The following is a 25,168-nucleotide window of genomic DNA, read 5'->3' as shown; positions in this document are numbered from 1 at the left end:
AGAAAAGAATTTGATATTATTTAGATGTAATATATTTAGATATCTAAATATAAATAGAAAGAGGTTATTCTAATGAAGTTACAAGGAAAAGTTGCAATTGTAACGGGTAGTGCTGGAGGTATTGGCAGAGGAATTGCACTTGCAATGGCCAAAGAAGGTGCACATATTGCAATCGTCGATGTCAATGAAGAAAAAGGAAAAGAAACTCTTGCTGAGGTCAGTCAATATACAGAAGGATTACTTATTATTAAAGATATCTCTATAAAAGAAAATGTTTACGAAATTGTTGCCGAAGTTGTAAAGAAATTTGGCAAGTTAGATATTATGGTTAATAATGCGCATGTCTCAAGACAAGCACCTTTTATAGAAACAACACAAGATCACCTTGATCTATCATTTGGAACAGGCTTTTATCCTACATTCCACTTTATGCAGGCAGCTTATCCTGAGTTAAAGAAATCACAAGGTAAAGTTATTAACTTTGCTTCAGGTGCTGGTATTGATGGACAAGTCACACAAACTTCTTATGCTGCAGCGAAAGAAGCAATTCGAGCAATATCACGTGTTGCAGCAAATGAATGGGGTCCAGACGGTATCAATGTTAACTTGATTTCACCAATTGCCTTAACTCCAGGAGTTGAGCAATGGCGTGAAAATGCCCCGCAATTATATGATGCCATGATTAACAAGATTCCATTACGTCGACTTGGTGATCCAGAGCAAGATATTGGACAAGTAGCTGTATTTTTATCAAGTGCAGATTCAAATTATATAACTGGTCAAACCATTATGGTTGATGGTGGATCAATAAAATTACGTTAAGGAGAGATTAGCATGGGAAGATTAGATAATAAAGTAGCTATTATTACTGGAGGAGCTTCAGGTATTGGCGAATGTATGGTTGATTTGTTCAGTAAAGAAGGCGCTATCGTCATTGCAGCAGATATTAATGAGGAAGCACTTGCAAGAGCAAGTCAAAAAGAAAACGTCTATGGGATGAAGTTAAACGTTGCTTCAGATAACGATTGGGAAGCATTAGCAAAAGAAGTGAATGATCGTTTTGGCAAAATTGATGTTTTAGTAAATAATGCCGGAATTTCTTCAGAAAAACCATTCCAAGAAATCGATTTAGATGATTGGCAAAAGATGCTATCTATTAATGGCTTTGGTCCATTTTCTGGCATGAAGCATATTGCTCCGTATATGGCAGCACAAGGGAAAGGTTCAATTATTAATATTTCATCTTATACAGCTCAAATTGGACAAGGGTTTAATCATTATTCCGCATCTAAAGGAGCTGTACGTGCTATATCTAAAGCAGCAGCAACAACCTTTGGTACTAAAGGGGTTCGCGTCAATGCCCTATTCCCTGGGATTATAGAAACACCAATGACTCAATCTTTAAACTCATCAAAAGAACTTCTTGGTCGCTTAATTCAAATGACTCCTTTGCAACGATTAGGCCAACCTACAGATATTGCAAAAGCAGCTTTGTTCTTAGCTTCTGATGATTCATCTTACATTACAGGTGCAGAGTTGGTTATTGATGGTGGATTCTCAGCTCAATAATGCGTATGCTAAAGTAGCCCCTAATTTTGATTAGGGGCTTTTACTTATTGAAAGTGAGGAACATTTCTTATGAAAGAACAAACAATTTTTGAATTAATCCATAGTATGGATAACTTTACAAATAACTTAATCATTCAGTGGAATAAGACGTTCAATGAAGAGCTAGGTGTATCTCATATTCTTGTTCTTGGTCATTTACAGGCAAAAGGAAAAAGTCGACCATCAGATATTGCGAAGTCTCTAGGACTGACTCCTGCCACCCTAACGCACTTATCGGAAAAACTTGTACAGAAAAAATTAGCAGTTAGATTAACGGATGAGTTTGACCGTAGAATTATCTATATACAAATTACCGATATGGGTATTGATATGGTTTATAGAGCCAACCAAGAGGGCCAATTACTGCGTAGGAAGCTATTTGAAAAGCTAACAGAGGAGGAAAGGGAACAATTAGTGGGGATTTATAGGAAGTTAAATAGTTAATGAATTTATTGAGTTTTAATAATTATTTATCATTTGGAATCCTCATCTATACTTTGGGAATTCCTGGTGTTCTAGGTCTTACCAGATGAACTTCTCACTATTTACTAGCTTTTAAATCGCTTTCAAATAGCTTATAATAGAAGATAATTTATCAATAAATAATTCTAATATATGATATGGTTATAGTAGACAAAAAGATGTATTCCTGTAATTCAACTTGACATATTGTTATGCCTAAGTAGTATACATCCTCTATACAAATATACGGAGTAAGGAAGGTTAATATGATCAACAAAGAAACTAAAACAGAAGTAATCTTAATAGGTGCCGGAATTATGAGTGCTACTTTGGGGACAATGCTGAAAGAATTAAAACCGGAATGGAATATTAAAGTATTTGAAAAGCTCGATAAAGCAGGTGAGGAAAGCTCTAACGAATGGAATAACGCAGGTACAGGTCATGCTGCACTGTGCGAGCTTAACTACACTTCTGAAAAACCAGACGGCTCTGTAGATATTAACAAAGCTATCAATATAAATGAACAATTCCAGCTATCTATGCAGTTTTGGTCTTATCTTGTTAATAGTAAGCTAATAGATAATCCAAAAGACTTTATTATGCCATTGCCTCATATGAGTATGGTACAGGGAGAAGAAAATGTAGCGTTTTTAAAGAAACGTTTCGAAGCAATGTCACAAAATCCCCTGTTCCAAGGGATGGAATTTTCAGATGATCCAGCAAAACTTATGGAATGGATACCACTTATTATGGAAAATCGTCCAGTTAATGAGGCTATTGCAGCAACAAAAATAGACTCTGGAACGGATGTTAATTTTGGTGCTTTAACTCGTATGTTACTTGACCACTTAATGACTAAAGACGTTGAGATTAAATTTAATAGTAGTGTAGATAATGTTAAACGTACGAGTGATAACAAGTGGGAAATAAAAGTGAAAAATAACGCAGAAGGCAAAATCGAAAACCACACTGCGGACTTCGTCTTCGTCGGTGGTGGTGGTGGTAGTCTTCATCTACTACAAAAATCCGGTATTCCTGAAGGAAAACATATTGGAGGATTCCCGGTAAGCGGACTATTTTTAGTGTGTAACAAACCGGAAGTGGTAGAGCAGCATCATGCTAAAGTATACGGCAAAGCTAAGGTTGGTGCTCCACCAATGTCTGTACCACACTTAGATACTCGATTTATCGACAATAAAAAGTCGTTGCTATTCGGACCATTTGCTGGTTTCTCGCCAAAATTTTTAAAAACGGGTTCCATGTTTGATTTGGTAACTTCCGTAAAACCGGACAATGTTGTAACTATGTTGGCGGCAGGTGCCAAAGAGATGTCATTGACAAAATACTTAATCCAGCAAGTTATGTTATCGAAAGAAAAGCGTATTGAAGAGCTTCGAGAGTTTATACCGAATGCTAAACTGGAGGATTGGGATACAGTAGTAGCAGGCCAACGTGTACAAGTCATCAAAGATACAGAAGCCGGTGGTAAAGGAACTCTTCAATTTGGTACAGAGATTGTTACTGCCGCTGACGGTTCAATCGCAGCATTACTAGGTGCCTCTCCAGGTGCTTCTACAGCTGTTCATGCCATGCTTGAAATTCTTGGTAGATGCTTCCCACAACATATGCAAGAATGGGAGCCAAAAATTAAAGAGATGATTCCATCTTACGGAGTGTCATTAATGGACAACCCCGAGCTTTTGGACGAAATTCATACTTCAACCGCAGAAGCCCTTGGTCTAAGCAAAAAAGAGCAGGTCTATAGTTAATTCTTTAGATGTAGCATCAATGCTTATTTAGGAATTTTAGTAACATTTTTAACTAATGACAATGTTTCTATAATGAAGAGATTTAACAGGCTAAATTAAAAATAGAGAATTAAAGAATTGAGTAATAATGAATAGTATTAGAAATACAACATAGACCCTTTAATCTGTCCATAGATAGATTAAAGGGTCTTTTTTTATTTATATAGAAATTGTATGCCTTTTACTCATTTTCTTTCTATCTTAGAACATGGTCGAAGGTCCACAGAATTTAGTTATAGTCAGTAGTTCAGAAAGGTCCATGATTTTACGAACTTAGTCATTTCCCTAACAAAACGCTTTCTTGTAAAAGCTTCTCTTTTTTGATCGCTAGGACCATAAGGGCAAGAATGAGGTCGAAGTGGTTGTAAATAACTTGTTAATATAAGGTACAACAATAGTTAGGAGGAGCAAATGTGACTAAAATACAAGAATTTAATGACCTTCATACATCCGAAGAATTACTATTCTTAGGAAATGCTTGGGACTTATTATCGGCCTTAACACTCGAGAAAGTAGGGTTCAAAGCTATAGGAACGACGAGTTGGGGGATTGCTAATTCCCTTGGTTATATTGATGGTGAATTAATTGATTTTGATAGACATTTATCAATCATAAAAACTATTGCTGAGAATGTGAATATACCCGTTTCCGCGGATATTGAGGCAGGCTATAGTGAAAACGTGGAGATTGTTATTAATAACGTTTTGAAAACCGCAGATATTGGAGTTGTAGGTATCAATATTGAGGATTCACTAAAAAAGCAGAAAGGGTTAAGAGGAATATCTAAACACTGCAACCTATTAGAAAAAATAAGAATCGCTTTAGATACAAATGGTTTTAAAAACTTTTATATCAATGCTAGAACTGACACTTATTTTCAGAGGGAAAATCCTCTGTTGGAAACAATTGATCGAGCAAAATCCTATGTAGAAAGTGGAGCTAGTGGAATTTTTGTTCCCGGAATGAAATTAGAAGAAGATATAAGAGAAGTTGCATTGAAAATAAAAGCTCCACTTAATGTATTATCTTTACCGGGACTAACGAATTGTAACAAGCTTAAAGAGTTAGGAGTTAAACGATTTAGCTTTGGAAATGCATTATCCGATAAATATATTACTTTTTTAGAAAAGAATACAGAACAATTAATAGAATGTAAAGATACTGCGCATTTATATATTGACTAAACTGCGTAATGGGGTAAAAGTTGATAAAAGTTAAGAGTGAGGAACCAAAATTTGCAGAAAGAAAACATCTTATATAAATTAATAACGTTGAATTGGACAAGATAATCTATGAGGAGTTCATTTTTATACTTCTCAATAAATCTCAATGAGGAGGACAGTTATGCCAAATGTAGAAGTGAAATGTACTGTATCAAATTGTATTTTCCATGCAAAAGGAAATGTTTGTGGAGCAGAAAAAATCGAAATAGATATGGATTACCATGCAAAACACAATAATACAGAGTTTGCTTCTGAATTTGATTACCGCACTATTTCTGAGGAAGCAGGTCATTCTGCAGATACGTGCTGTAAAACATTCAAACCTGAAGAAGGCCGAAAGTAGTGTTATATAATTTAATAATACTAAAATGGGTGCGAACCAATTAGGTTAGAGATAGGCAATGCTGGTCTACACATTGAGGGTGAGGGACTAAAGAGAAATTTCTTTAGCCCCTTTTTAGATTATCGGAAAAGGTGTACTCTACAAATTTGGTAAACTCGTAAAAATTTTCTGGAATTTTTGAATAATTTTTTCTTTTATGCTATAGTGATTTTGACAAAAGAATATCGCTATCCACTAGGGGAGCCGTTTAACGGCTGAGACAAGCAGAGCTTGGACCCTTTGAACCTGATCTGGATCATACCAGCGGAGGGAAGTGGGCGAACGTATGCTTATTTTTATTTTCTTCTGCTTACTAATCGCCGCTTTCCTTTTCCGGAAAGCGGTGTTTTTATTTGCCAAAAAGGAGATGGAGAAAAATGACATTTTGCAAAGAAGTAAGGAATGAGTGCAATGATTTATGGGAAGCGAGTTTCCACCATCCGTTTGTGAAAGGGATAGAGAAAGGAACATTGCCACTTGATGTGTTCAAGTATTACGTCATGCAAGACGCCTATTATTTAACACATTTTGCAAAAGTTCAGGCAATCGGGGCGGTAAAAGCTACGGATTTGGAGACAACGAAAAGATTTGCATACCATTCCGAACAAACCTGCGCCGCAGAAATGGCTTTGCATGAATCGTTTATGGAATTGCTTAATGTAAAGGAAACGGACTGGGCTACGTTTGAGCCGTCTCCAACTGCATATTCATATGTTTCTCATATGTACCGATCAGCAGAAGGAGATCTTGCAGATGTGTTAGCTACAATTCTCCCATGCTACTGGCTTTATTATGAAATAGGTGAACGATTGAAAGAAGCAACTCCAAAACATCCCATTTATCAAAAATGGATTGCAACATATGGATCTGAATGGTTCAAGGAGCTTGTTAATGAACAGATTACCCGAATGGATCACCTCGCAGTGAATTTACCTGAAAAACGGCGACAGGAATTGAAAGATCGATTTCGCAGGAGCAGCTATTATGAATGGAATTTCTGGGAACAAGCATGGACGATGGAAACTTGGTCAGTAAATGTCTCGAGTAAGGCGGAGGTGTAACTATGCTTGCATCATTACGTACAAAACGGCCTATAGTCCATTGTATTACTAATCACGTCGTTTCAAATTTCCAAGCAAACGGGCTATTAGCACTCGGAGCTTCTCCAATTATGGGAGAAGCATACGAAGAGGTAGAGGAACTTGCCATGTTAGCTGATGCCTTGTCGCTTAATATAGGGACTTTAAATAAACTTACTTTAAGCAGTATGCTCTTAGCAGGGAAAACTGCAAACAGTAAGGGCATTCCAATCGTTTTGGATCCTGTGGGAGCAGGTGCAACCGCCTTCCGATTATCGGCTATCCGTCAGTTGATAGAAGATGTTAACATTACCGTCCTTCGTTGCAATGCCGGGGAACTGGCAGCAATTGCCGGTGTTGAATGGCAGGCAAAAGGCGTTGATGCTGGAGAGGGAAATGTAGATGTCGTCGAACTTGCAAAGCAGATGGCACGGAAATATAAGTTGATCGTTGCGGTAACTGGTGAAATTGATGTTGTAACTGACGGTGAAGACGTGGAGGAGATTCCTTATGGTACACCACTTATGTCGTTTGTGACTGGAATGGGATGTCTTTTAAGTGGCGTGGTGGCAGCGTTTTTGGCAACATCGCCAAGTCAACCTATGGTTGCTACTGTAGAGGCACTACGTTTTTATGCAATGTGCGGAGAAAAAGTAGCTCCACATTCACAAGCGCCGGGCAGCTTCCAGATTGCTTTTCTGGATGGATTGGCATCAAAGCCACAAGGAAATTATGATAATTGAATCCGTTTAGGGGAGGTTGCGATATGGGAAATATCAAACAAGTTTTGACTATTGCAGGATCTGATTCTGGAGGCGGAGCAGGAATTCAAGCAGATATCAAAACATTCCAGGAGCTTGGGGTTTATTCAACTTCAGTTATTACAGCAGTGACAGCTCAGAATACACTTGGCCTCACTGGTATTTATCCGATGGATAGAACCGCAGTAGAAAATCAGCTGAAGGCTATAGGCACAGATTTTCAGATTTCCGCATTAAAAACAGGAATGCTATTCAATGCGGACATTATTGAAGAAGCAGCCCGGGGAATAAAGAAGTACGGATGGCAGAACGTCATCGTCGATCCGGTCATGATTGCAAAAGGGGGAGCTTCTCTTTTACAGCAGGAAGCGGTAGATGCGTTGATGAATTGTTTGCTGCGGCTAGCCACAGTTGTAACGCCAAATATTCCAGAAGCTGAAGTCTTAAGTGGCTTGGAAATCCATGATTCTGTTTCCAGGTTAAGAGCGGCAAAGTGGATCTTAGCGACAGGAGCCGAGGCAGTGGTGATAAAAGGTGGACATGGTACAGACATAAACTTTACAGAGGATTTTTATCTGCACCGGAATGGCGACACTTTAACAATGCGCTCACCACGGATTCATACTAACCATACGCATGGAACTGGTTGCACTTTCTCAGCCGCATTGACAGCAGAATTGGCTAAAGGAAATCCGTTGCAGAAATCCTTATATACAGCAAAACAGTTTATACAGGCGGCTATTTCCCATCCTCTAAATATCGGTGCTGGACATGGACCTACGAATCATGCAGCATATCATAAATTCGGCACTAAGGAGGAGGTGCAGCTTGTTCAGTAAACCTGCTATTTATTTTATTATGGGCACTGCCAACGTCAAAGGAAAAGAGCCACTTGTGCTTCTTGAACAAGCACTTCTTGGAGGAATCAGTCTTTTCCAGTTGAGGGAAAAAGGGCCCTTTGCGTTAAAAGGAGATGCATTGAGAAGATTTGCTTTGGAATGCAAGAAGCTCTGTAATACTCATCGGGTGCCTTTCATCGTAAACGATGACGTCGAGCTAGCATGCATGATTGGAGCTGACGGGGTCCATGTTGGGCAGGAGGATCTTGACTGCGCGTCGGTCCGTTCTCGTATTGGAGAAGGGAAAATCATTGGTGTTTCGGTCCATTCTATGGAGGAAGCAAAAATCGCAGTTAAAGAGGGAGCTGATTACCTGGGAGTAGGTCCAGTTTACGAAACCCAATCGAAACATGATGCCAAGGCACCAGCTGGAGTTAATAGAATCATGGAGATTTCTCAGCTGTTCTCAGAAATCCCCGTTGTAGGTATTGGTGGGATTACACCAGATAACGCAAGAGCTGTTTGGAAAGCAGGAGCAGCGGGTGTTGCGGTGATTTCAGCTTTGGCAGAGGCTAAAGATATAGCGATGCAAATAAACAAATTCAAGGCTTCAAGCGAAAGGAGAAGGTAGTATGAAGTCCAAGCAGCTTGTACTTATGGCGATGTTTGTCGCCATAGCAGTTGCCGGTTCCGCTTTTGTGTACCTTCCCACTGGAATAGCACGCGCCTATCCAGTTCAGCATGCTATCAATGTTATGGCAGCGGTGCTTTTCGGCCCAGTGCCAGCGGTAATAATTGCTTTTCTGACTGGTGCTGTACGAGTACTAACAGGAACAGGGTCGCTATTAGCATTTCCTGGTGGGATGATCGGGGCATTTTTGGCAGGAATTCTTTACATTCATTCAGGAAGACTATGGCTTGCAGCCGCTGGAGAAATTATTGGTACCGGAATCATAGCGTCAGTAGTGGCGGTACCATATGCACGGATACTAATGGGAACAGAAGCGGCTTTCTTTTTCTTTATGCCGGCATTTCTGGTGTCGAGTATTAGCGGCTCCTTGCTAGGTGTCCTTTTAATGTATAAATTAAGGAAAATTAAAACGAATAATGTTCTGTATTAAAGCATTTCTTATTCATTATCAAGAACGTTCATTAGCATAGCCAATACAAAAAGGAAAATGCCTATAAAATGCATTTTCCTTTTTCGTGTAATTTAATAATCATAACAAGTAACTATTTGTGCTATTGCCCTGCTTTTATAAATTATTTAAAATATGGGATTTTTTTCAGTACTACACAAATGGGAATGGCTACACAGAGTCCTACAACATTTTGTACGATGTTTCCAGGGATAGAGGCTGCTGGTAATATCCAACTACTAAATAGAACCGCTTCGCAAATGTAATAACCACCTAACATAAAAGGAATCGAAATAATCGTTGCGAATAAATTGAGTGCGAAACTACTTCCGTTGCGCCCGTTCGACCAAGCAATTTTCCCCACTATATATCCTTGTAGGCCTCGAGTTAAAATAGTGAAAGGTGCCCATAATGTCCAACCAGATACTAAGTCAAATAACCCCATCCCAACTGCACCAGCAATAGCACCTTTTTTAGGACCAAATAAAATAGAAGAGATAAAGAGTACTGCTGTCCCGAGGTGAACTAAACCACCATTTGCCGTGATAGGTAATTTAATGTTTAACAAGATCGTAGCAACGAAGACTAGTGCTATTAACATAGACGTAATAATTAAATCGAAAGTACGTGCCTGGGAATAACTTGTTGTTTTTTGCATAGTTTATACCTTCCTTTTCAAATCATTTATAAGAGTTAATGATTACATTAGCAAGGAATTGATATTTTTAAAAGTATCAATTTAACGAAAATTGTAGTGGTCAGTTTGTGGGGGAATCCCGAGAATAATACGCTTTTCTATACGTTTGCGAATAATAGGGGGTTATATTTATTATTGACATTACATAATAGGAGGACTTTTAAAGATCTTATCGAATTTGAATTAAGAGGTATCTCCAAGTTAACAACTTCAGATGTCTAAATTATTATAAGAATTAAAAAAATTCTAATAGTAGTGGAAAGTGAGATTCTAGATACATGATACAATTTAATAATCCAACACCTGTAAAAAGGGAGTGAAAAATATTATTAGTAAAGCAGCTCCTTATATATTTTTAATTGGTCTTTTCTGTATTGTGTTGGATGGACTTTGGATTGTGGAGAGATATGATTCAAAGGTTGCCTACCCATTAGAGGCATTTATCTATCTGATCTTTGGAATATGTTTGACCTCTATATCTATATTGTTTTTCAATAAAAATCTTAATAAGGAAGAGGTAAAGGAGAGTTCTGGGAAAGAAAAAGATAACCGTATATATATTCGAAAAGTATGGGAGAAAAGGGAGAAACTTGGAAACAGGTTAATCGTTGTGCTCCTAATCATTTTAATAATTATTTATATTGTTAATCCTGTAGTAGCCTTTCGGTTACTGCAACCAATATTATTCTGCGTAATTATTTTAAGTGCTTTTCTATACATCATGTACCATTATGATGGTGAAATGGCAGATGAAGAGAATCTTAAACCAAAAAGTGATAAAATCCGAGTGCTTATGAATTTAATAGATTATAGAACCCATTTCTTTAGTCTGTCCTTGGCGCTGTTTATAATGATTATATTCTCTTATTTATTATCGCAGGAGTTTGGATATACTTTAGCCTTTGAAGTAAGCGGTAATCCTCGGTATGTTATGACTTTACAATCTGGTGTATTTTGCTTATCGGGAATTATCTTTTATTGTGCGTTCCTCTATATCATTCATCACAGCGATTTCTTCGGAATTCGTCAGGCAAACCAGAGTTATTATAAGGTGTTATTAATTCATTTTATGGAAATTATTATTGTAGGAGTAACTTTCTTTATATGGTTAATAGCTCTATTTGGCGCATAGCTCACGAGTTTTTAAGTCAATCAAATAAAGCCGTAAAAAGGTGTTAGAGATCAGCACCTCCTTCCGGCTTTGTCTTTAAGTTTTATACATACAGTCCTGCCAAGAATATTCCCAATGCTTCTTCATAGATTTCATCAAATTGAGAGAGTGGCAGCGGATTTGTTCCTGTGCCAAGTTCGACTGTAAAGCCAGGTCTGCGCCAATCCTGGATAAACCAATCTTTATAGCCAGCGTAGCTATCAATGGTCTGTACAGGCTCGTATCCACTGACTCTACTAAACTCAGCCACCATTGCTTCAGACTCTGGTGGTTCGAGGTTATCAAATCCCCAATAAATAACTTTTCCTTGTGTGTGAAATGCTAATACTCTTGCAAAATCACGTCTCTTTGTTAAGTCAGCAATTGCAATTGATTCTGGTTCCGATAATGGGCTTTCCCCACCATAATCTCTAGGACCCGGAGATTTGGGATTTCGTGCTCTTTCTAAATCCCATTTCGCAGGAAATTGATCATTTAAATCAACTCCACGAATATTGGCTTTCCATCCAGAAAAATCAGAGCTGCCATCGTTCCATTCAATTACTCTACTTCCCCAAGGGCTTTCCTCAGGAATCCCATTTAGTACAAGATCCACTCCATCAGGATTAACCATTGGAACTATGGACAAGGAAGTTTGTAAATACAACGGAAATGTATCAAGCCCTCGAATAGGAGTTTGGTTAGTTACCGATAATGCGTAATCATTTAAAAAAGTTAATAGAACAGGTGTCGTAATCCATTCATTCGCATGAAAAGAAGCATTGTAATGGACTCTTTTTTCTCCACTACCTATTAAGATTTCGGGTATTTGTCGATTTACAACTGAAGTACCAATGGAGGATAGCTGTAAGAATGGATAAACAGTTTGTAATTGCCTAATGTTATTTATCATCGTACTGTAATCATAATTTTGTTTTCCATTCACAATTCTCCATGTAACTCTTACAGGAACTTTAATTGTCTGTCCGATTTGTAGACGTGTTGGATTGAGAGTAGGGTTGACGAGAAGAAGTGCATCTAGCGGAAGATTTCTACTACTAGCAATAGCCCATAAGGAGTCCCCAGATACAATTTGATAATCTATAGTAACGTATCCTGGAATTTGAATACGCACACCTACCGAAAGTATTTGTGGATTAATATCTCGGTTAGAATCAATAATAAGTTTAAAAGGAATCGTGAATAATTGGCTATAATACCAAACCGAGTCCCCGGATCTAACGTATACATCCATGTCGTTCCCACCTTTCGATAAAAAACTAATCATAAAAGTATATGAAACTAATCCTCAAAAAGTGAGGAGTTAATACGAAGGTCTAGTCATTCTTCCGACCATAAGAGCAAGAATGAGGTCGCGGTATTATAGAACTATTGATAGAATGAATTACAAGATATCAAAAAAGGACGGTGCATATTTTGACGGATACCATTCATTTTTCCTTCGAGGAAATGTGGGAGAAAATTATTGCCTGCGATCGATTATATGATGGTTTATTTTATACCGCAGTAAAAACGACAAAAATATATTGCCGTCCTTCCTGCAGATCGAGAAAGCCAAAGATGAAAAACGTTGAATTTTATCAGGATATTCTAGAAGTTGAAAAAGCGGGATATCGTGCGTGTAAAAGATGTAAACCAGAGGTAGAACACTCGCCTAATATAGAAGTTGTACAAGATGTTATTAGCTTCTTAGTCAATCATTATAAACAAAAGCTAGAGTTACAGCATATCGCAAATCATGTTGGGCTAAGTCCGTATTATTTGGAACGATTATTTAAAGAGGAAACTAGGGAAACACCGCGTAGCTATTTAGAAAAAATCCGAATTGATAAAGCAGTCTATCTATTGAAAAATACCGACTTAACTAACTTGGAGATTTGCTATGAAACTGGGTTTCAAAGTCCTTCAAATTTTTATAAAATTTTTCGGTGTTTACAAAACTGCTCTCCAAGTGAGTATAGAAAACAAACAGGTAAGGATGAGTTAGATGGATAAATTATATACACTAGACTACAAGTCACCAATTGGAATTTTAGAGATAATAGGGACAGATCAAGCCATAAGTTCTATTCTGTTTGTAGAAAGAGAAGAAATGGAAAATAAGGTGCAGGAGGAGACTCCTCAAGTCCTAAAGGATTGTCTAGTTCAAATAGATGAGTACTTTAAAGGGGAGCTTCATGAATTTACCTTTCCTTATGTAATGAATGGGACAATATTCCAAAAATCTGTATGGAATGCTCTAAAAAGTATCTCCTATGCCAAAACTGGGTCTTATAAAGATATTGCGATCTCAATAGGAAATGAAAAAGCTATACGTGCGGTAGGAAGTGCAAATGGTAGGAACAAGTTAACTATAGTAGTACCTTGTCATCGAATAATTGGGACAAATGGAAAGTTAACAGGCTATGCCGGAGGACTTTGGAGAAAAGAATGGTTACTTCAGCATGAGCAGAAGGTTAAAAATAAGAGGTTTTAAAAGAAAACTGGGAATAAGTAAAAGCACATCGAAATCGATGTGCTTTTCAGATGACTACTCTTTTCTCACAATAAAGCTTAAATGCCGTCCGGCTTGTTTATCCTCTCGATAAGAGAAACCATCTGGGCTTTTAAATGTGCAGGTAGGATCTATTGTAATTTGTTCAGAGGGGATTCCAGCAAGTTCGCATTGCTTTTTCACGGTCAACTGATTGTCAATATGATATTTATTAGTAGATTCCTTATAATACATAAAGTCATTGGCATAGCCCAAGTTGTCAAATTTTATATAGACATCTTCATCGACTTCGAATTTCTCTTGGCTTAGTGCAGCTCCTATTTGCACGTGGAAGTCACTTGGATTACAATTTTCCACCTCTTTTAAGTGTTTCAACAACTTGGGGGTGACTTCTTTAATAGTTCCTTGCCAACCCGAATGAATGACACCAATTATACCATTCATCTTATTGTAAAAGATAACTGGAACACAATCCGCAGTAAAGCTAGATAGAACAATATTTGGTTCAAAAGTATACAAGGCATCAGTATCGGCTATAGCTGTATCTTTAGTAATGGCCCCATGCCCTTTGTCTGTCAATCCTACTCGATGAAAATGAACACTATGAGTTTGATTGGCACAAACGAAATTATCGATCTTACTAGATAAAGAAGTGGCTAATTTTTTTCGGTTTTCTAGAACGTGCTCTGGATTTATACATACATGTAGAGCCATATTGCCTTGTTCTAATTCATCTCTATCCTTCATTGTCATCCCTGCAATTATCTTTCCATTGTTTACATACATTTTTATCTTCATATTATCACCTAATTTCACTATATATTAGTATGTTTTGAAAGTATAGAAAATACAACGTTCCTTATGTGCCCATCGTTTATAGTTGACCTTAAAATGTTATACTCATACTATTAAATACATCCATACGGGAGAGTTTTATGTTTTTAAAGCGACATCAATTAGCCTCCAACAAATGGAGTGCTCTGATTATAACAATTTTAATCACTGTAATTGCTAGTGAGTTTAAAGTTATTCCTTTTAATGGAGAGGATTTCCGTTTTGGTTTAGGGAGTGCTGCTTTTTTCTTTCTTCTGTTAATATTTCAACCAGCTTCGATTATCTTCACTGGTTTTTTAACAGGAGTTGCTGTTGTGGTAGTACGAATCGGAGAAGATATGTTATTTACTAGTAACCCTTTTTGGTGGGTTCTCGAAAATCATTTGCCAGCATTTTTGTTTTATTTTCTATTTGCAGTTGGTTTAAGTGTTATACCGATAGATAGATTTAAAACTGCACCTCTTTTACTTGGTGCGATTGCTACAGTACTCGAGTTTACGGCGAATAGTATGGAGTATTTTGTTCGTTATTTATTATTAAATCATGTGAGTTTTGAGTTTCGAGAATGGGTATTACTCGCGTTAGTAGCCATTTTTCGAAGCTATTTTGTAGTGGGCTTATATAGTTCAATTACAATAATGGAACATAACAAGCGTATGCGGGAGATGCTGAAGGTTGGCTCAAATCTATACGCAGAAACACTCTATTTACAGAAATCGATGAATCATATTGAACAAATTACTGCATCTAGCTATGATTTATATCGTCAGCTAAAAAAACATGAATATCATTCTTTAAGTGTCCAAGCACTTCATATTGCACAGGAAATCCATGAGGTGAAAAAGGATTCACAACGTATTTTGGCGGGAATGGAGAAAATTACAAAGACAAAAAGGGGAGAGTATTACTTTCTCTCAGAGGTACTCGAACTTGTTATTCATGCCAATGAAAAATATAGTGAATTGCTAAAAAAGCAAGTTGCCATTCATTCTGCTATTTCAATTGATTTTGAAACAGAGAAGCAAGTTCCATTATTGGCATTATTGAATAATGTGGTTGCGAATGCAGTGGAAGCAATTTTAATTAACGGAGAAATTAATATAAATGTGTATGAGGAGTCTCAAAATATATGGTTTGTTATTCGAGATACTGGCGAAGGTATCTCACAGGAAGATCAAGCAATTGTATTTGAACCAGGCTATACGACTAAGTTTAATGATCAGGGAGTAGCTGCAACAGGTATTGGGCTATCCCACACTCAAGAAATTGTACATATATTGGAAGGGAATATACTAATTGAATCTCTTGAAAATGGTGTTGTTTTCAATATTAATATTCCAACAAAAAACTTAAGAAGGTGAGGGAGGAACACTGCGATATTATATTGTAGATGATGATGCAGCTAGCAGATTGATGCTTAAAAAAATTATAACAGAGGGAGAGTTGGGGTTAGTTATTGGCGAAGCGGAAAATGGGGGGGAATGTATATCACCCATTCTCACAACAGAACCAGATGTTGTTCTCATCGATTTTCTAATGCCCAAATTAGATGGACTTGAAACGATTGAACAATTGAAAAACACGGGATTTAAAGGGCAATTCATAATGATTTCTCAAGTCGTCAATAAAGAGATGGTAGGAGAAGCATATATAAAAGGTATTGAATTTTTTATTCATAAGCCCATTAATCGTGTTGAGGTTCAGAGTATATTAACGAAAATAACAGAACAATTTCAATTGAAGGATTCTTTATTGGCAATAAAAGATTCCTTAGCAAATATCGTTCCATTAAAACCAGTGCTAAAAAAGCAAAGTGTTAGAGAGATGGTTAGCTCAAAGCTAAGTGGCATGGGGATAGTGGGTGAAATAGGAAGTAATGATCTAATCTCAATAGTGGAAATACTTATTCAGCAAAATAATCCTTTAAATACATTTCCATCCTTAAAAGATATATATGAATCGCTTGCCATGAAACTGGACGCGGAGGATATTAAAAAAGAAATGAAGGCGATTGAACAGCGACTACGAAGAACGATATTATTAGCTATGCAACATTTAGCTACACTTGGGGCAATTGACTATACCACTCCAGAATTTGAACATTACGCACCACGATATTTCGATTTTCAAGAAATTCGAAAGTTATCAATAGAAATAGTTGAGGATAAGTTAAACTCTTCTAAAGTAAAGGTAAATATTAAAAAATTTCTTCAAGCACTCTATTTAGAAGTACTTGAAAATTATAAATAGACTTATGATTAAGTTGCTTCCGTAAATATTTAAGTGATTGCAGCAGGAGTATTGCCTCCAACTACTTTCTTCTCAGTATTATTCGGATTAGGCATCGCAGCAATCGGTGATAAAGTAAAGCCTGTTCAAGCTTTCTTCAAGTACCACCGATGGAGTGTTCTGGGTCACAAACATTATTATGAAATTTGCGCTATTTGGGGTAAAGGAAGTTCAACATAATAACTGTAAACAATAAAACCGGCTATCTATTTGGATGGCCGGTTTTTAAATCTCTGCTTAGCTTGAGTGGATAGTTCCAACGAATTGACCTCTTGAGCTTGTCGAGCAGCTAATTTTAAATATATGAATTCCCTATTGATGTAGGTCTAGGAAGTTCGTTTTCACTTATTTGCTTTGTGTTTATTGTAAAGCTCAAAGACAGGACAACAATACTTGATAGAGTTAACAATATTATCTTTTTTTTCATTTTATAAATCCTCCCAATTATTAATAAACTTTTGTTTGAAAATAAACTGATTTGCTTTTTGATAATATAAACTTGCTGCTTTAAATTTATTATGTTTAAAAAAGTAGTCTGCTAGTAAAATGGAATACTTTTGGACATGTCGTTCATCCTGTTCCTTTTCGAAATAACTTATAGCTTCCTTTAATACAATTTCTAGTTCATCATTAAAATTGTGGTAATTTATATAAATTTGTAAGTGAAAATAATAAGAACTATTTTCTTCGCTAGAGGTTTTTTCTTCTACTATTTTATTTAAGCCTTTCTTACACCATTTGAGGACCTGTTCATGATCAGACTGTTTGGAGTACTCTTTTATAATAGATAGAATTGTTAGTAAATAACCTTCAGCGTTACAATCCTCTTCTTTAATTTTTAAACTAAGCTTATAAAATTCAATTGCTTTTTCATGGCTCCCCTGAATTGCATGCAATGAACCTAGATTTTGATAAATCACCTCCTCATAATTAATCAGTTTATAATCTTTTGCCAGTTTCATCGCTAAATTATAGTTCTTTTCTGCTTCTTGAAATTTTCTCATTTCTTTATGTGCAATTCCTATAACGATGTAATTATCAATTGCTCTTTCAAATAAAAGATTGTCTTTATAAAAAAGTAATGATTTTGAAGCGTAATTTATTGCATTAAAAAATTCATTGCATTTAGAGTAAGTTAAGCTTAGTACATTATAAAAATCAGCTATTTCCCATTCTTCATTTTTACCATTATTTATAAATCTTAAAGACATCTCTAATCGACTTAATGCTTCTTGATAATTTCCATCCAAATAACTATAAAGTCCTAAGTTTAGATTAATGATAAACTTTTGTTTCTCGTCCATACCATCTCTTATTTTTGCAATTACGTTATAGGTGGATTGCAGGCTATCCTCCTTATCATCAAGTATTAATAGGAGACGAAATAGATAAAGGTGATAACTATAATAATTATTTAGTTGTAAAAAATATTGATTTTTATTAGTGTATTTTTGCAAGGATTCTCTTATAAATTTTTTGTCCCTTTTTAATACTCCCATTTTGTACAGTTCAGATAACGATGCAATAACTTTATTTTCCTTTTCACTGGATACTTGATCTATTTCTATATTTAGTTTTTTAAGTAAAAACGTTATTACTTCGTCACTTGGAATAGTTAAATTATTTTCTATTTTGCTTAAGTAGGATGTAGAGCAGATTCCCTTGGCCAATGTGGTTTGTTTCATACTTTGGTTTAATCTTTCCGATTTTATTATATGACCTATACTACTCATTTTCTTCACCCCTTATGAATTAGTAATGTACTAATTCTTGAAAAAAACAAAATATCCTTTTTCAATCGTTCGACTTGAAACGACTGATACTTGGTTGAAAAGCATAATAAGTAGTAGAAAGTTGTAGAATATAGGATTTTTACTTATCCAATTTTTATTAAAATATAGTAAAATTTCATTAAATTAAGAAATTAGTATTAGATATGTATTAATAATCTAAGATAGTAGAGCGTGTTTCCCAACTTATAGTTATTCTAAAAATACTAAATATTTAGTATAATATGATAAATATCAATTAATTTAAATCCAAGGTGATTTTGGAATAGACTGATGGATGATTTTCCTCTTTTCGGACAAGTCAGCTCATTAGAATACAATTCGAAGGGGTTTACTCAACAGGTATATCAACGCTTAAGGAATGGTAAAAATTAAAGAAAGGGGGATAACGCATGATTGGCGAGGGAAACATTGTACAACTAATTGGAAACTTTGGATTTCCCATTGTAGTCACTATTTACTTATTGCATCGATTTGAAAATAAAATAGACGCTCTAGAAAATACCATTCACAATATAGCAAATGTTGTTAACAATAGCATAGAAAAAAGAAAGTAACATGTAACATGGATGAAACTGATATCCTGTTGATTATATAAATTGCTAGAGAAAAAACTCTTTTTAAGAATGGAAGTTAAGCTTATTTTCACTCTGAACCTACGATTTTCTTTAACGAGAATGACAGAAGTGAAAAGTAATCCATACCGAGTGGCTAACTCAAAAAATGGATTACTTTTTTCATGTAAATCATAATATAATTTTTTAGTTTATTTTCCACAATTACTTCTACATTCAAAAAATTGGTTATCCCCCTATTGACGATTTAACTTACCGAATAGATTACGTAAGCCCACAATCCAAAATTAATTTTTCTTATGCAGTAGAAATCTTGTCTTGTTTCAAGAAGGATAGTACCGATAAGTTTATCCATAGGAATTAATTGAATCCAAAACTAGATAGTCCTATCCGAACGCCAGATAAGTAAATAACAACTATGGAAATGTTTATCGATTTGAATCTTTTTAGAAGAATCATTAGCAGTATCTTTACTCTAAAATTGGTATATCTGATCATGTAGCTATTAATCTCAACGTATAAATAGTTTTTTCGAGAGTCAGTTGACAGATAAGTATGTCTAATGTAGACTATGAAACATAATTGAATACGACCTCACTTAGTATAGTGAGGTAGAGGCGCGATATTTAACAGTCCATAGTGGAGTTTGAGAAGCTATAATTCTATGGAGAAGGAAATGTCGCCGAAGTTAGTAATATTTCTCGGTATTACTTGCTGGGTCTGCAGTTAATAATTGCAGGACTGTCCATTATAAACATCCCGGTTTATAATGGTGTGCTATCTCATTTGGGAAAAGTAGAGGATTTGGGCAACTATACATATTGCGACCTGAGTTCATCTCAGGTCTTTTTTTGTACAAGTTGTCTTTTTTTATAGGAACAAACATACACTGATAAAAAGGGAGTAATTAAAATGAAAAAGAGATTAGTATTTATAACGATATTCGCAAGCTTGTTATTATTATTAGCAGCATGTGGAACAGATGCTACTGAAACTTCAGGGTCTTCATCTGATAATAGTAAAGAAGCAGCAGTAGATACATTTACAGTTGGTTTAGAAGCTGGTTATGCACCTTTTAACTGGACACAACTAGATGACTCTAATGGTGGAGTGAAGATTGATGGTAATGCGGAATATGCTGGTGGATATGATGTGGAAATTGCTAAACGAATTGCTGACGGATTAGGAAAAGAACTAGTTATCGTCAAAACAGAGTGGGACGGTCTTGTACCATCATTGCAATCAGACAAAATTGATGCAATCATAGCGGGAATGTCACCTACAAAAGAGCGTAAAGAAACAATCGACTTCTCGGAAAACTACTACACCTCCAACTTTGTTATGGTAGTAAAAAAAGGCGGTGCTTTTGAAGGGGCTACTTCGATTCAAGATTTTAGTGGTGCTAAAATTACAGGTCAATTAAATACATCACATTATGGTGTTATCGATCAAATTAAAGATGTGCAAAAACAACCAGCGTCAGATAATTTCGCGGCAATGCGTGTGGCATTAGAGTCTGGAGTTATTGATGGATATGTATCTGAAAGACCAGAAGGAATTAGCGCATCTTCTGCAAACGAGAACTTTGCAATGGTGGAGTTCACAGAAGGATTTAAAGCAAAGGAAGAAGATACAGCAGTCGCTGTAGGTTTGAAAAAAGGTAGTGACTTAACAGATAAAATTAATGAAATTTTAGCGGAAATAACGGAAGAAGAACGTCAAGAAATTATGGATAAGGCGATTAATAATCAACCAGCTGCAGAATAAAAATGATGTGATACCGGCTGCATCTTTTTGCAGTCGGTTTTTATGTGGAAGGAGGGAAATGTATGAGCATTGAATATATTATTTCGATGATTACAAGTAACTGGCCGATGTTCCTTCGTGGAGCAGGAATGACACTACTAATCTCCATAATTGGTACGATTTTTGGAGCAGTTATTGGTTTGCTGGCAGGAGTTATTCGTACAATTCCTACGCCTGAGAGAAAACTAAAACGTATTGTATTAAAAATAGTTAATCTGATTCTTTCTGTTTATATTGAGTTTTTCAGAGGAACACCAATGATTGTACAAGCAATGGTAATATTCTATGGCTCTGCACTAGCTTTTGGAATAGATATGGACCGTACAATGGCTGCAATATTTATCGTTTCGATTAACACGGGTGCTTATATGGCAGAAATTGTACGTGGTGGTGTCATTTCGATTGATAAGGGACAATTCGAGGCAGCACAAGCAATTGGTATGAATCACTTCCAAACAATGTGGAGTGTTGTTTTACCTCAAGTCATCCGAAATATACTGCCAGCAACAGGCAACCAATTTATCATTAATATTAAAGATACATCGGTATTAAATGTGATCGGTGTTACGGAACTATATTTTCAAGCAAAAACAGTTGCAGGAATAAGCTTTAAGTATTTTGAACCGTTCTTTATAGCATGTATTTTATATTTCGTCATGACTTTTACAGTAACATTAATATTACGTTATATAGAAAGAAAACTAGATGGACCAGAAAACTATAGCATGATTGGACAACCACCACCGCAACTTATGTTAACAAAAAGTAATACTAATATAGATTAAACGAAGGAGGAGAAATCTATGCAAAATGTCATCGAAGTTCAACATTTAAGTAAATCCTTCGGAAATCATGAGGTTTTAAAAGATATAGATTTTTCAGTGAACAAAGGAGAGGTTGTTTGCATCATTGGTTCCTCTGGATCGGGAAAGTCTACTTTACTTCGTTGTATAAATTTGTTAGAAAAGCCTAGTGGAGGGCAAATCATCTATCATGGAGAGAATATTTTAGATGAAAAACACGATATCCATGCTTACAGAAAAAAGTTAGGAATGGTTTTCCAACAATTTAACTTATTCAACAACCATAACGTGCTGAGCAACTGTATGGTTGGACAAGTAAAAGTGTTAAAACGCTCTAAAGAAGATGCCGAAAAAATTGCTTTAAAATACTTAAAAGTAGTTGGAATGGATCATTATGTAAACGCTAAACCTAAGCAATTATCGGGTGGTCAAAAGCAACGTGTTGCGATAGCGAGAGCGCTATCGATGGAACCAGATGTTATGTTATTTGATGAGCCAACTTCCGCACTTGATCCAGAAATGGTTGGAGAGGTGCTTAAGGTGATGAAAGAGTTAGCGGGCACAGGACTTACTATGTTAATAGTTACACATGAAATGGAGTTTGCTAAAGAAGTTGCTGATCGAGTTGTTTTTATGGATAAAGGAGTAATTGCTGAGGAAGGAACGCCTGAACAAATCTTTAACAATCCAAAGGAAGATCGAACAAAGGCTTTCTTAAAACGAACATTAAGCTAACAACAGCATGGGGGAATCGATAGGTGAACCTTTTCAATCTGATTAAAAAAGATCAGGAATACTGGCTTGTGGATCAACTAAAAGTATCTTATGTTCCAAACATTGATTACTTAATTGCATTTGATAAAATATTAGCAGAGTGGAAAGAAGAAAAAGTAGCATATTTATCACTATTAATAGATGAAGAGAATGAGGACTGGATCTTCAAGCGTCGGTTTAAAAAAGTGTCTTCTATTGTAGAATACACAAAGACATTGGAAGGACCATTTATAAGTTCTGGTAGCTTTCAAGTACAATCTCTTTCCGATAGTCATATGACTGATTTGGCTTTTGCTACATTGTACGATTCATGTAGGAGTGGTTCAGCTAACAAAAATAATATATTTACTATCAATCAAATAATGGAATCACTTGAAAGTGAAATAGGTGTTAAGTGGCGAGACCATTGCTTTATCTTTTCTCAAAATGCAATGAACTACGGTATTAGTATTCCACATATTGAACAAGGGACTACTGATGAGGGAAGAATGTTTTACTTTGGGGTTGTACCAGAACAACGATGCAAAGGATACGGAACGATATTTCATGCTATTTCATTAGAACTCTTGAAAAATTTTGGTGCGAAGGTATATGTGGGAAGCACAGATACAAATAACAAGCCCATGAGACGTATTTTTGAGGCTAATGGATGTATATTACGAGATATAAAAGGAATTTACCGAATAGACATAAAAAAGTGGAATTCATAAAATGAGTCCACTTTTTTTGTTTTAGAAAGAAATAGCCGCAGAAGCAGTAATTGACTACCTTATCGTTATTCATTTATTCCTAGGGTAAGTAGGTATTTTTATTGTTCTACTACTTCATCTTGGTAAACTGGAACCCATCCCTCTGTTGTTACAAAAATGCGAACAGCAACAACTTTACGATCCTCAGATAATGTGAAGTAGTGTGTAATATTCTCGGGCACAGATATCAAATCACCAGGTGAAAGATGAACTTCAAAGTAGCGTTCATCCTTGCCTTGTATGATGAAGATACCGTGACCACTTACAATATAACGAACTTCATCGTCGGTATGAAGGTGCTTTCGTTCGAAATTTTTTAACAGTTCGTCTAGGTTAGGGTTTGAGTCAGATAGAGAAATAATATCGGCGGACTGGTACCCGCGACGAGTTGAGATGTCGTCTATTTCACTTTTGAAAGCTTTTAGAATCTCTTGCTTTTCATCGTCGTCTAAGTTAAATTTTTCACGAAGGTTTTCTGGTAACTTGTCTATATCCCAATGTTCATAAATTACTTCCTGACTTTCTAAAAATGCTTCTACCTCGTTTTGTGCTTCAATTGTTTCACTTGTTTCTTGGATTTTAATAATAGCCATCAAGAATCTTCCTTTCTATTTTAAGTGTATTTGGTGTAATGCTAATTGATACTGAAATAAAAACTCACAAGCTTCTAGTAATTTTTTTGCCTCAAACCCATCTTTTCCCCAAACAGTTATACCATGGTTACGAATAAGGATTACTCCTTTGTCAGCAGAAATATAAGTTGTAAACACTTCCGCAAGTTTGGGAATATGAGCGTAGTTAGGAATAATTGGTATGGAGAGTATTGCATCTTCTTCCCACATACCAAAAGCTTTAATGAGTTCAATGCCTTGAAAATCTACTGAACCTTTATCACCGTACAACTCAGAGATAACGTTATTTGCAACTGTATGGATGTGAAGACTGCAAGCAGCATTTGTTTCTCGATATATTGCACAATGGAGTAATGTTTCAGCAGATGGTTTTAAAGGAGTATTTTCTACTGGTTTTCCAGTAGCATCAACAAGCAAAAAGTCTTCCGATGTCCTCTTTTTTTTATCTTTACCACTTGCAGTTACTAGAAACTCCATAGGATTATCACGTACTTTAATAGCGAGGTTTCCACTAGTTCCCATAAACCAATCTCTTGCAGCGAGTTCATCTTTTATGTCCGCAAGTTCATCCCATTTATCTTGTAATGTCATAATTTCACGCCTAACCTAGCGTTCATAATGTCTATCACATCGTGGAAGTTTTCAAAAGGTTCATAGGGAATATTTAATTCCTCACACTTTTCGATTAAGAAATCCCTTGCAATAATGATATCTCCTAATTTTGCCGCTTCTAAATCGGTAATGGAATCCCCAATTACAACACTCATAGCTTCTTGGTCAAGAAGTGTACGAATAATAGATGGTTTACAACAACCACATCCTTGGCTAGTACATTGTTCATCACAACTATGTGGAAACTCAATGTGAATTGTATCCTTAGAAAAATCGGATACATTACAATAAACTCCTGCAAATGGCCTGAAAGGTTCTAGTAGCTCATGGACGAAAAAGTCTATACCACCACTTACGATGTAAAGTGGGATGTTATGATTTTTTGTAAAAGATACAAATTCACTAAAACCATCGCGGATGACAGCCTGTTCAAGTACAAAAGAAATAATTTCATCTTTTGATTCAATAGGGAGGAGAGAGAACATCTTTGCTACACCATCTCGTATGGAAATACGTTGACTTAAAATATCCTCTTTAATTGGAGTCCATTCGGGTGGAGCGAATTTTTCCATGATTGCCATAATGTTATCTTGATTGGTTATAGTTCCATCGAAGTCACAAAAAACTACAAGTTTACTCAT

General features: G+C 36.0%; 28 protein-coding genes, 1 pseudogene and 2 riboswitches. Of the genes and pseudogenes, 22 read left to right on the top strand and 7 right to left on the bottom strand.

The annotated features are described in order from the left end of the window. The first annotated feature begins 72 nt into the window (after positions 1–72). The 11 genes from MKY60_RS20740 to thiW all read left to right on the top strand — a co-directional run bounded on the left by MKY60_RS20740 (position 73) and on the right by thiW (position 9,283). Positions 73–822: an SDR family NAD(P)-dependent oxidoreductase gene (locus tag MKY60_RS20740; RefSeq protein WP_340931024.1), complete on the top strand. Its 750-nt coding sequence runs from the start codon at positions 73–75 to the stop codon at positions 820–822. A gap of 12 nt (positions 823–834) precedes the next feature. Beyond that, the gene (locus tag MKY60_RS20735) at positions 835–1,569 is read left to right on the top strand and encodes an SDR family NAD(P)-dependent oxidoreductase (RefSeq protein WP_093495528.1); all 735 of its coding nucleotides are present in this window, start codon (positions 835–837) and stop codon (positions 1,567–1,569) included. Positions 1,570–1,638: 69 nt separating this feature from the next. After that, on the top strand, positions 1,639–2,052 hold the full coding sequence (locus tag MKY60_RS20730; RefSeq protein ID WP_090567464.1) for a MarR family winged helix-turn-helix transcriptional regulator: 414 nt from the start codon (positions 1,639–1,641) through the stop codon (positions 2,050–2,052). A gap of 260 nt (positions 2,053–2,312) precedes the next feature. Beyond that, on the top strand, positions 2,313–3,839 hold the full coding sequence (locus MKY60_RS20725) for a malate:quinone oxidoreductase (RefSeq protein ID WP_340880918.1): 1,527 nt from the start codon (positions 2,313–2,315) through the stop codon (positions 3,837–3,839). 452 nt (positions 3,840–4,291) lie between these two features. Further along, entirely contained in the window at positions 4,292–5,062 is a 771-nt protein-coding gene (locus MKY60_RS20720) for an isocitrate lyase/PEP mutase family protein (RefSeq protein WP_093495526.1), read from the top strand. A gap of 160 nt (positions 5,063–5,222) precedes the next feature. Continuing rightward, entirely contained in the window at positions 5,223–5,444 is a 222-nt protein-coding gene (locus tag MKY60_RS20715) for a DUF1540 domain-containing protein (RefSeq protein WP_093495525.1), read from the top strand. Positions 5,445–5,670: 226 nt separating this feature from the next. Continuing rightward, positions 5,671–5,773, top strand: a riboswitch (TPP riboswitch). A gap of 87 nt (positions 5,774–5,860) precedes the next feature. Continuing rightward, the gene (tenA, locus tag MKY60_RS20710) at positions 5,861–6,544 is read left to right on the top strand and encodes a thiaminase II (RefSeq protein WP_093495524.1); all 684 of its coding nucleotides are present in this window, start codon (positions 5,861–5,863) and stop codon (positions 6,542–6,544) included. 2 nt (positions 6,545–6,546) lie between these two features. Beyond that, positions 6,547–7,305, top strand: a complete 759-nt coding sequence (gene thiM, locus MKY60_RS20705) for a hydroxyethylthiazole kinase (RefSeq protein ID WP_093495523.1) — start codon at positions 6,547–6,549, stop codon at positions 7,303–7,305. Between the two features lie 23 nt (positions 7,306–7,328). Next, on the top strand, positions 7,329–8,162 hold the full coding sequence (thiD, locus tag MKY60_RS20700) for a bifunctional hydroxymethylpyrimidine kinase/phosphomethylpyrimidine kinase (RefSeq protein WP_093495522.1): 834 nt from the start codon (positions 7,329–7,331) through the stop codon (positions 8,160–8,162). Beyond that, positions 8,110–8,793: a thiamine phosphate synthase gene (thiE, locus tag MKY60_RS20695; RefSeq protein ID WP_340931023.1), complete on the top strand. Its 684-nt coding sequence runs from the start codon at positions 8,110–8,112 to the stop codon at positions 8,791–8,793. The genes thiD and thiE overlap by 53 nt, the downstream gene beginning before the upstream one ends. A 1-nt stretch (position 8,794) precedes the next feature. Continuing rightward, positions 8,795–9,283, top strand: a complete 489-nt coding sequence (thiW, locus tag MKY60_RS20690) for an energy coupling factor transporter S component ThiW (protein ID WP_093495520.1) — start codon at positions 8,795–8,797, stop codon at positions 9,281–9,283. Between the two features lie 142 nt (positions 9,284–9,425). Here the strand turns inward: thiW and MKY60_RS20685 are convergent, their stop codons facing one another. Next, the gene (locus MKY60_RS20685) at positions 9,426–9,959 is read right to left on the bottom strand and encodes an ECF transporter S component (protein ID WP_093495519.1); all 534 of its coding nucleotides are present in this window, start codon (positions 9,957–9,959) and stop codon (positions 9,426–9,428) included. Positions 9,960–10,314: 355 nt separating this feature from the next. On the opposite strand from MKY60_RS20685, the gene MKY60_RS20680 reads away from it, so the two are divergent. Next, positions 10,315–11,130: a hypothetical protein gene (locus MKY60_RS20680; RefSeq protein WP_340931022.1), complete on the top strand. Its 816-nt coding sequence runs from the start codon at positions 10,315–10,317 to the stop codon at positions 11,128–11,130. An 82-nt stretch (positions 11,131–11,212) separates the two neighbouring features. On the opposite strand, the gene MKY60_RS20675 is transcribed toward MKY60_RS20680, so the two are convergent. Beyond that, a complete protein-coding gene (locus tag MKY60_RS20675) occupies positions 11,213–12,403 on the bottom strand; it encodes a M14 family metallopeptidase (protein ID WP_340931021.1) in 1,191 nt (396 codons plus the stop codon). Positions 12,404–12,618: 215 nt separating this feature from the next. Here MKY60_RS20675 and MKY60_RS20670 point away from each other — a divergent pair, with 215 nt between their 5' ends. After that, complete coding sequence (locus MKY60_RS20670) at positions 12,619–13,164, top strand: bifunctional transcriptional activator/DNA repair enzyme AdaA (RefSeq protein ID WP_241598646.1); 546 nt, start codon at positions 12,619–12,621, stop codon at positions 13,162–13,164. Beyond that, positions 13,157–13,645 (top strand): methylated-DNA--[protein]-cysteine S-methyltransferase, encoded by a 489-nt coding sequence (locus tag MKY60_RS20665; protein WP_093495515.1) that lies wholly within the window; start codon positions 13,157–13,159, stop codon positions 13,643–13,645. The genes MKY60_RS20670 and MKY60_RS20665 overlap by 8 nt, the downstream gene beginning before the upstream one ends. A gap of 54 nt (positions 13,646–13,699) precedes the next feature. On the opposite strand, the gene pgeF is transcribed toward MKY60_RS20665, so the two are convergent. Next, positions 13,700–14,461, bottom strand: coding sequence for a peptidoglycan editing factor PgeF (gene pgeF / locus MKY60_RS20660; protein WP_340880718.1), 762 nt, complete (start codon positions 14,459–14,461; stop codon positions 13,700–13,702). Positions 14,462–14,598: 137 nt separating this feature from the next. Here pgeF and MKY60_RS20655 point away from each other — a divergent pair, with 137 nt between their 5' ends. From MKY60_RS20655 to MKY60_RS20645, 3 genes and pseudogenes are all read left to right on the top strand, one after another. Continuing rightward, complete coding sequence (locus tag MKY60_RS20655; RefSeq protein ID WP_340880717.1) at positions 14,599–15,858, top strand: ATP-binding protein; 1,260 nt, start codon at positions 14,599–14,601, stop codon at positions 15,856–15,858. Between the two features lie 10 nt (positions 15,859–15,868). Next, entirely contained in the window at positions 15,869–16,747 is an 879-nt protein-coding gene (locus MKY60_RS20650) for a response regulator (protein WP_093495512.1), read from the top strand. Positions 16,748–16,783: 36 nt separating this feature from the next. Then, positions 16,784–16,949: pseudogene (locus MKY60_RS20645) on the top strand (cation:dicarboxylate symporter family transporter); the annotation flags it as partial. A 265-nt stretch (positions 16,950–17,214) separates the two neighbouring features. On the opposite strand, the gene MKY60_RS20640 reads toward MKY60_RS20645, so the two are convergent. Further along, positions 17,215–18,519: a helix-turn-helix domain-containing protein gene (locus tag MKY60_RS20640; RefSeq protein WP_340931020.1), complete on the bottom strand. Its 1,305-nt coding sequence runs from the start codon at positions 18,517–18,519 to the stop codon at positions 17,215–17,217. A 449-nt stretch (positions 18,520–18,968) separates the two neighbouring features. Here MKY60_RS20640 and MKY60_RS20635 point away from each other — a divergent pair, with 449 nt between their 5' ends. The 5 genes from MKY60_RS20635 to MKY60_RS20615 all read left to right on the top strand — a co-directional run bounded on the left by MKY60_RS20635 (position 18,969) and on the right by MKY60_RS20615 (position 23,244). Next, positions 18,969–19,133 (top strand): YvrJ family protein, encoded by a 165-nt coding sequence (locus tag MKY60_RS20635; protein ID WP_090567515.1) that lies wholly within the window; start codon positions 18,969–18,971, stop codon positions 19,131–19,133. A gap of 622 nt (positions 19,134–19,755) precedes the next feature. Further along, positions 19,756–19,939, top strand: a riboswitch (Lysine riboswitch). 124 nt (positions 19,940–20,063) lie between these two features. After that, the gene (locus MKY60_RS20630) at positions 20,064–20,918 is read left to right on the top strand and encodes a transporter substrate-binding domain-containing protein (RefSeq protein ID WP_241598620.1); all 855 of its coding nucleotides are present in this window, start codon (positions 20,064–20,066) and stop codon (positions 20,916–20,918) included. Positions 20,919–20,980: 62 nt separating this feature from the next. Further along, the gene (locus tag MKY60_RS20625) at positions 20,981–21,742 is read left to right on the top strand and encodes an amino acid ABC transporter permease (protein ID WP_241598619.1); all 762 of its coding nucleotides are present in this window, start codon (positions 20,981–20,983) and stop codon (positions 21,740–21,742) included. An 18-nt stretch (positions 21,743–21,760) separates the two neighbouring features. Further along, the gene (locus tag MKY60_RS20620) at positions 21,761–22,495 is read left to right on the top strand and encodes an amino acid ABC transporter ATP-binding protein (RefSeq protein ID WP_340931019.1); all 735 of its coding nucleotides are present in this window, start codon (positions 21,761–21,763) and stop codon (positions 22,493–22,495) included. A gap of 23 nt (positions 22,496–22,518) precedes the next feature. After that, the gene (locus MKY60_RS20615) at positions 22,519–23,244 is read left to right on the top strand and encodes a hypothetical protein (protein WP_340931018.1); all 726 of its coding nucleotides are present in this window, start codon (positions 22,519–22,521) and stop codon (positions 23,242–23,244) included. Positions 23,245–23,342: 98 nt separating this feature from the next. Here the strand turns inward: MKY60_RS20615 and MKY60_RS20610 are convergent, their stop codons facing one another. From MKY60_RS20610 to MKY60_RS20600, 3 genes are read right to left on the bottom strand one after another with little or no spacing between them, the layout of a single operon-like run. Beyond that, the gene (locus MKY60_RS20610; RefSeq protein WP_093495506.1) at positions 23,343–23,876 is read right to left on the bottom strand and encodes a 1,2-dihydroxy-3-keto-5-methylthiopentene dioxygenase; all 534 of its coding nucleotides are present in this window, start codon (positions 23,874–23,876) and stop codon (positions 23,343–23,345) included. Between the two features lie 15 nt (positions 23,877–23,891). Continuing rightward, positions 23,892–24,506: a methylthioribulose 1-phosphate dehydratase gene (locus MKY60_RS20605; RefSeq protein ID WP_245402453.1), complete on the bottom strand. Its 615-nt coding sequence runs from the start codon at positions 24,504–24,506 to the stop codon at positions 23,892–23,894. Further along, positions 24,503–25,168: a 2-hydroxy-3-keto-5-methylthiopentenyl-1-phosphate phosphatase gene (locus tag MKY60_RS20600; protein WP_340931017.1), complete on the bottom strand. Its 666-nt coding sequence runs from the start codon at positions 25,166–25,168 to the stop codon at positions 24,503–24,505. The genes MKY60_RS20605 and MKY60_RS20600 overlap by 4 nt, the downstream gene beginning before the upstream one ends.

The organism is Psychrobacillus sp. FSL K6-1415 (assembly GCF_038003185.1).
In the GTDB taxonomy this organism is placed as follows: domain Bacteria; phylum Bacillota; class Bacilli; order Bacillales_A; family Planococcaceae; genus Psychrobacillus; species Psychrobacillus psychrodurans.
Note: the sequence above shows the minus strand (reverse complement) of the source record. Positions and strands in the feature narration are given on the sequence as shown.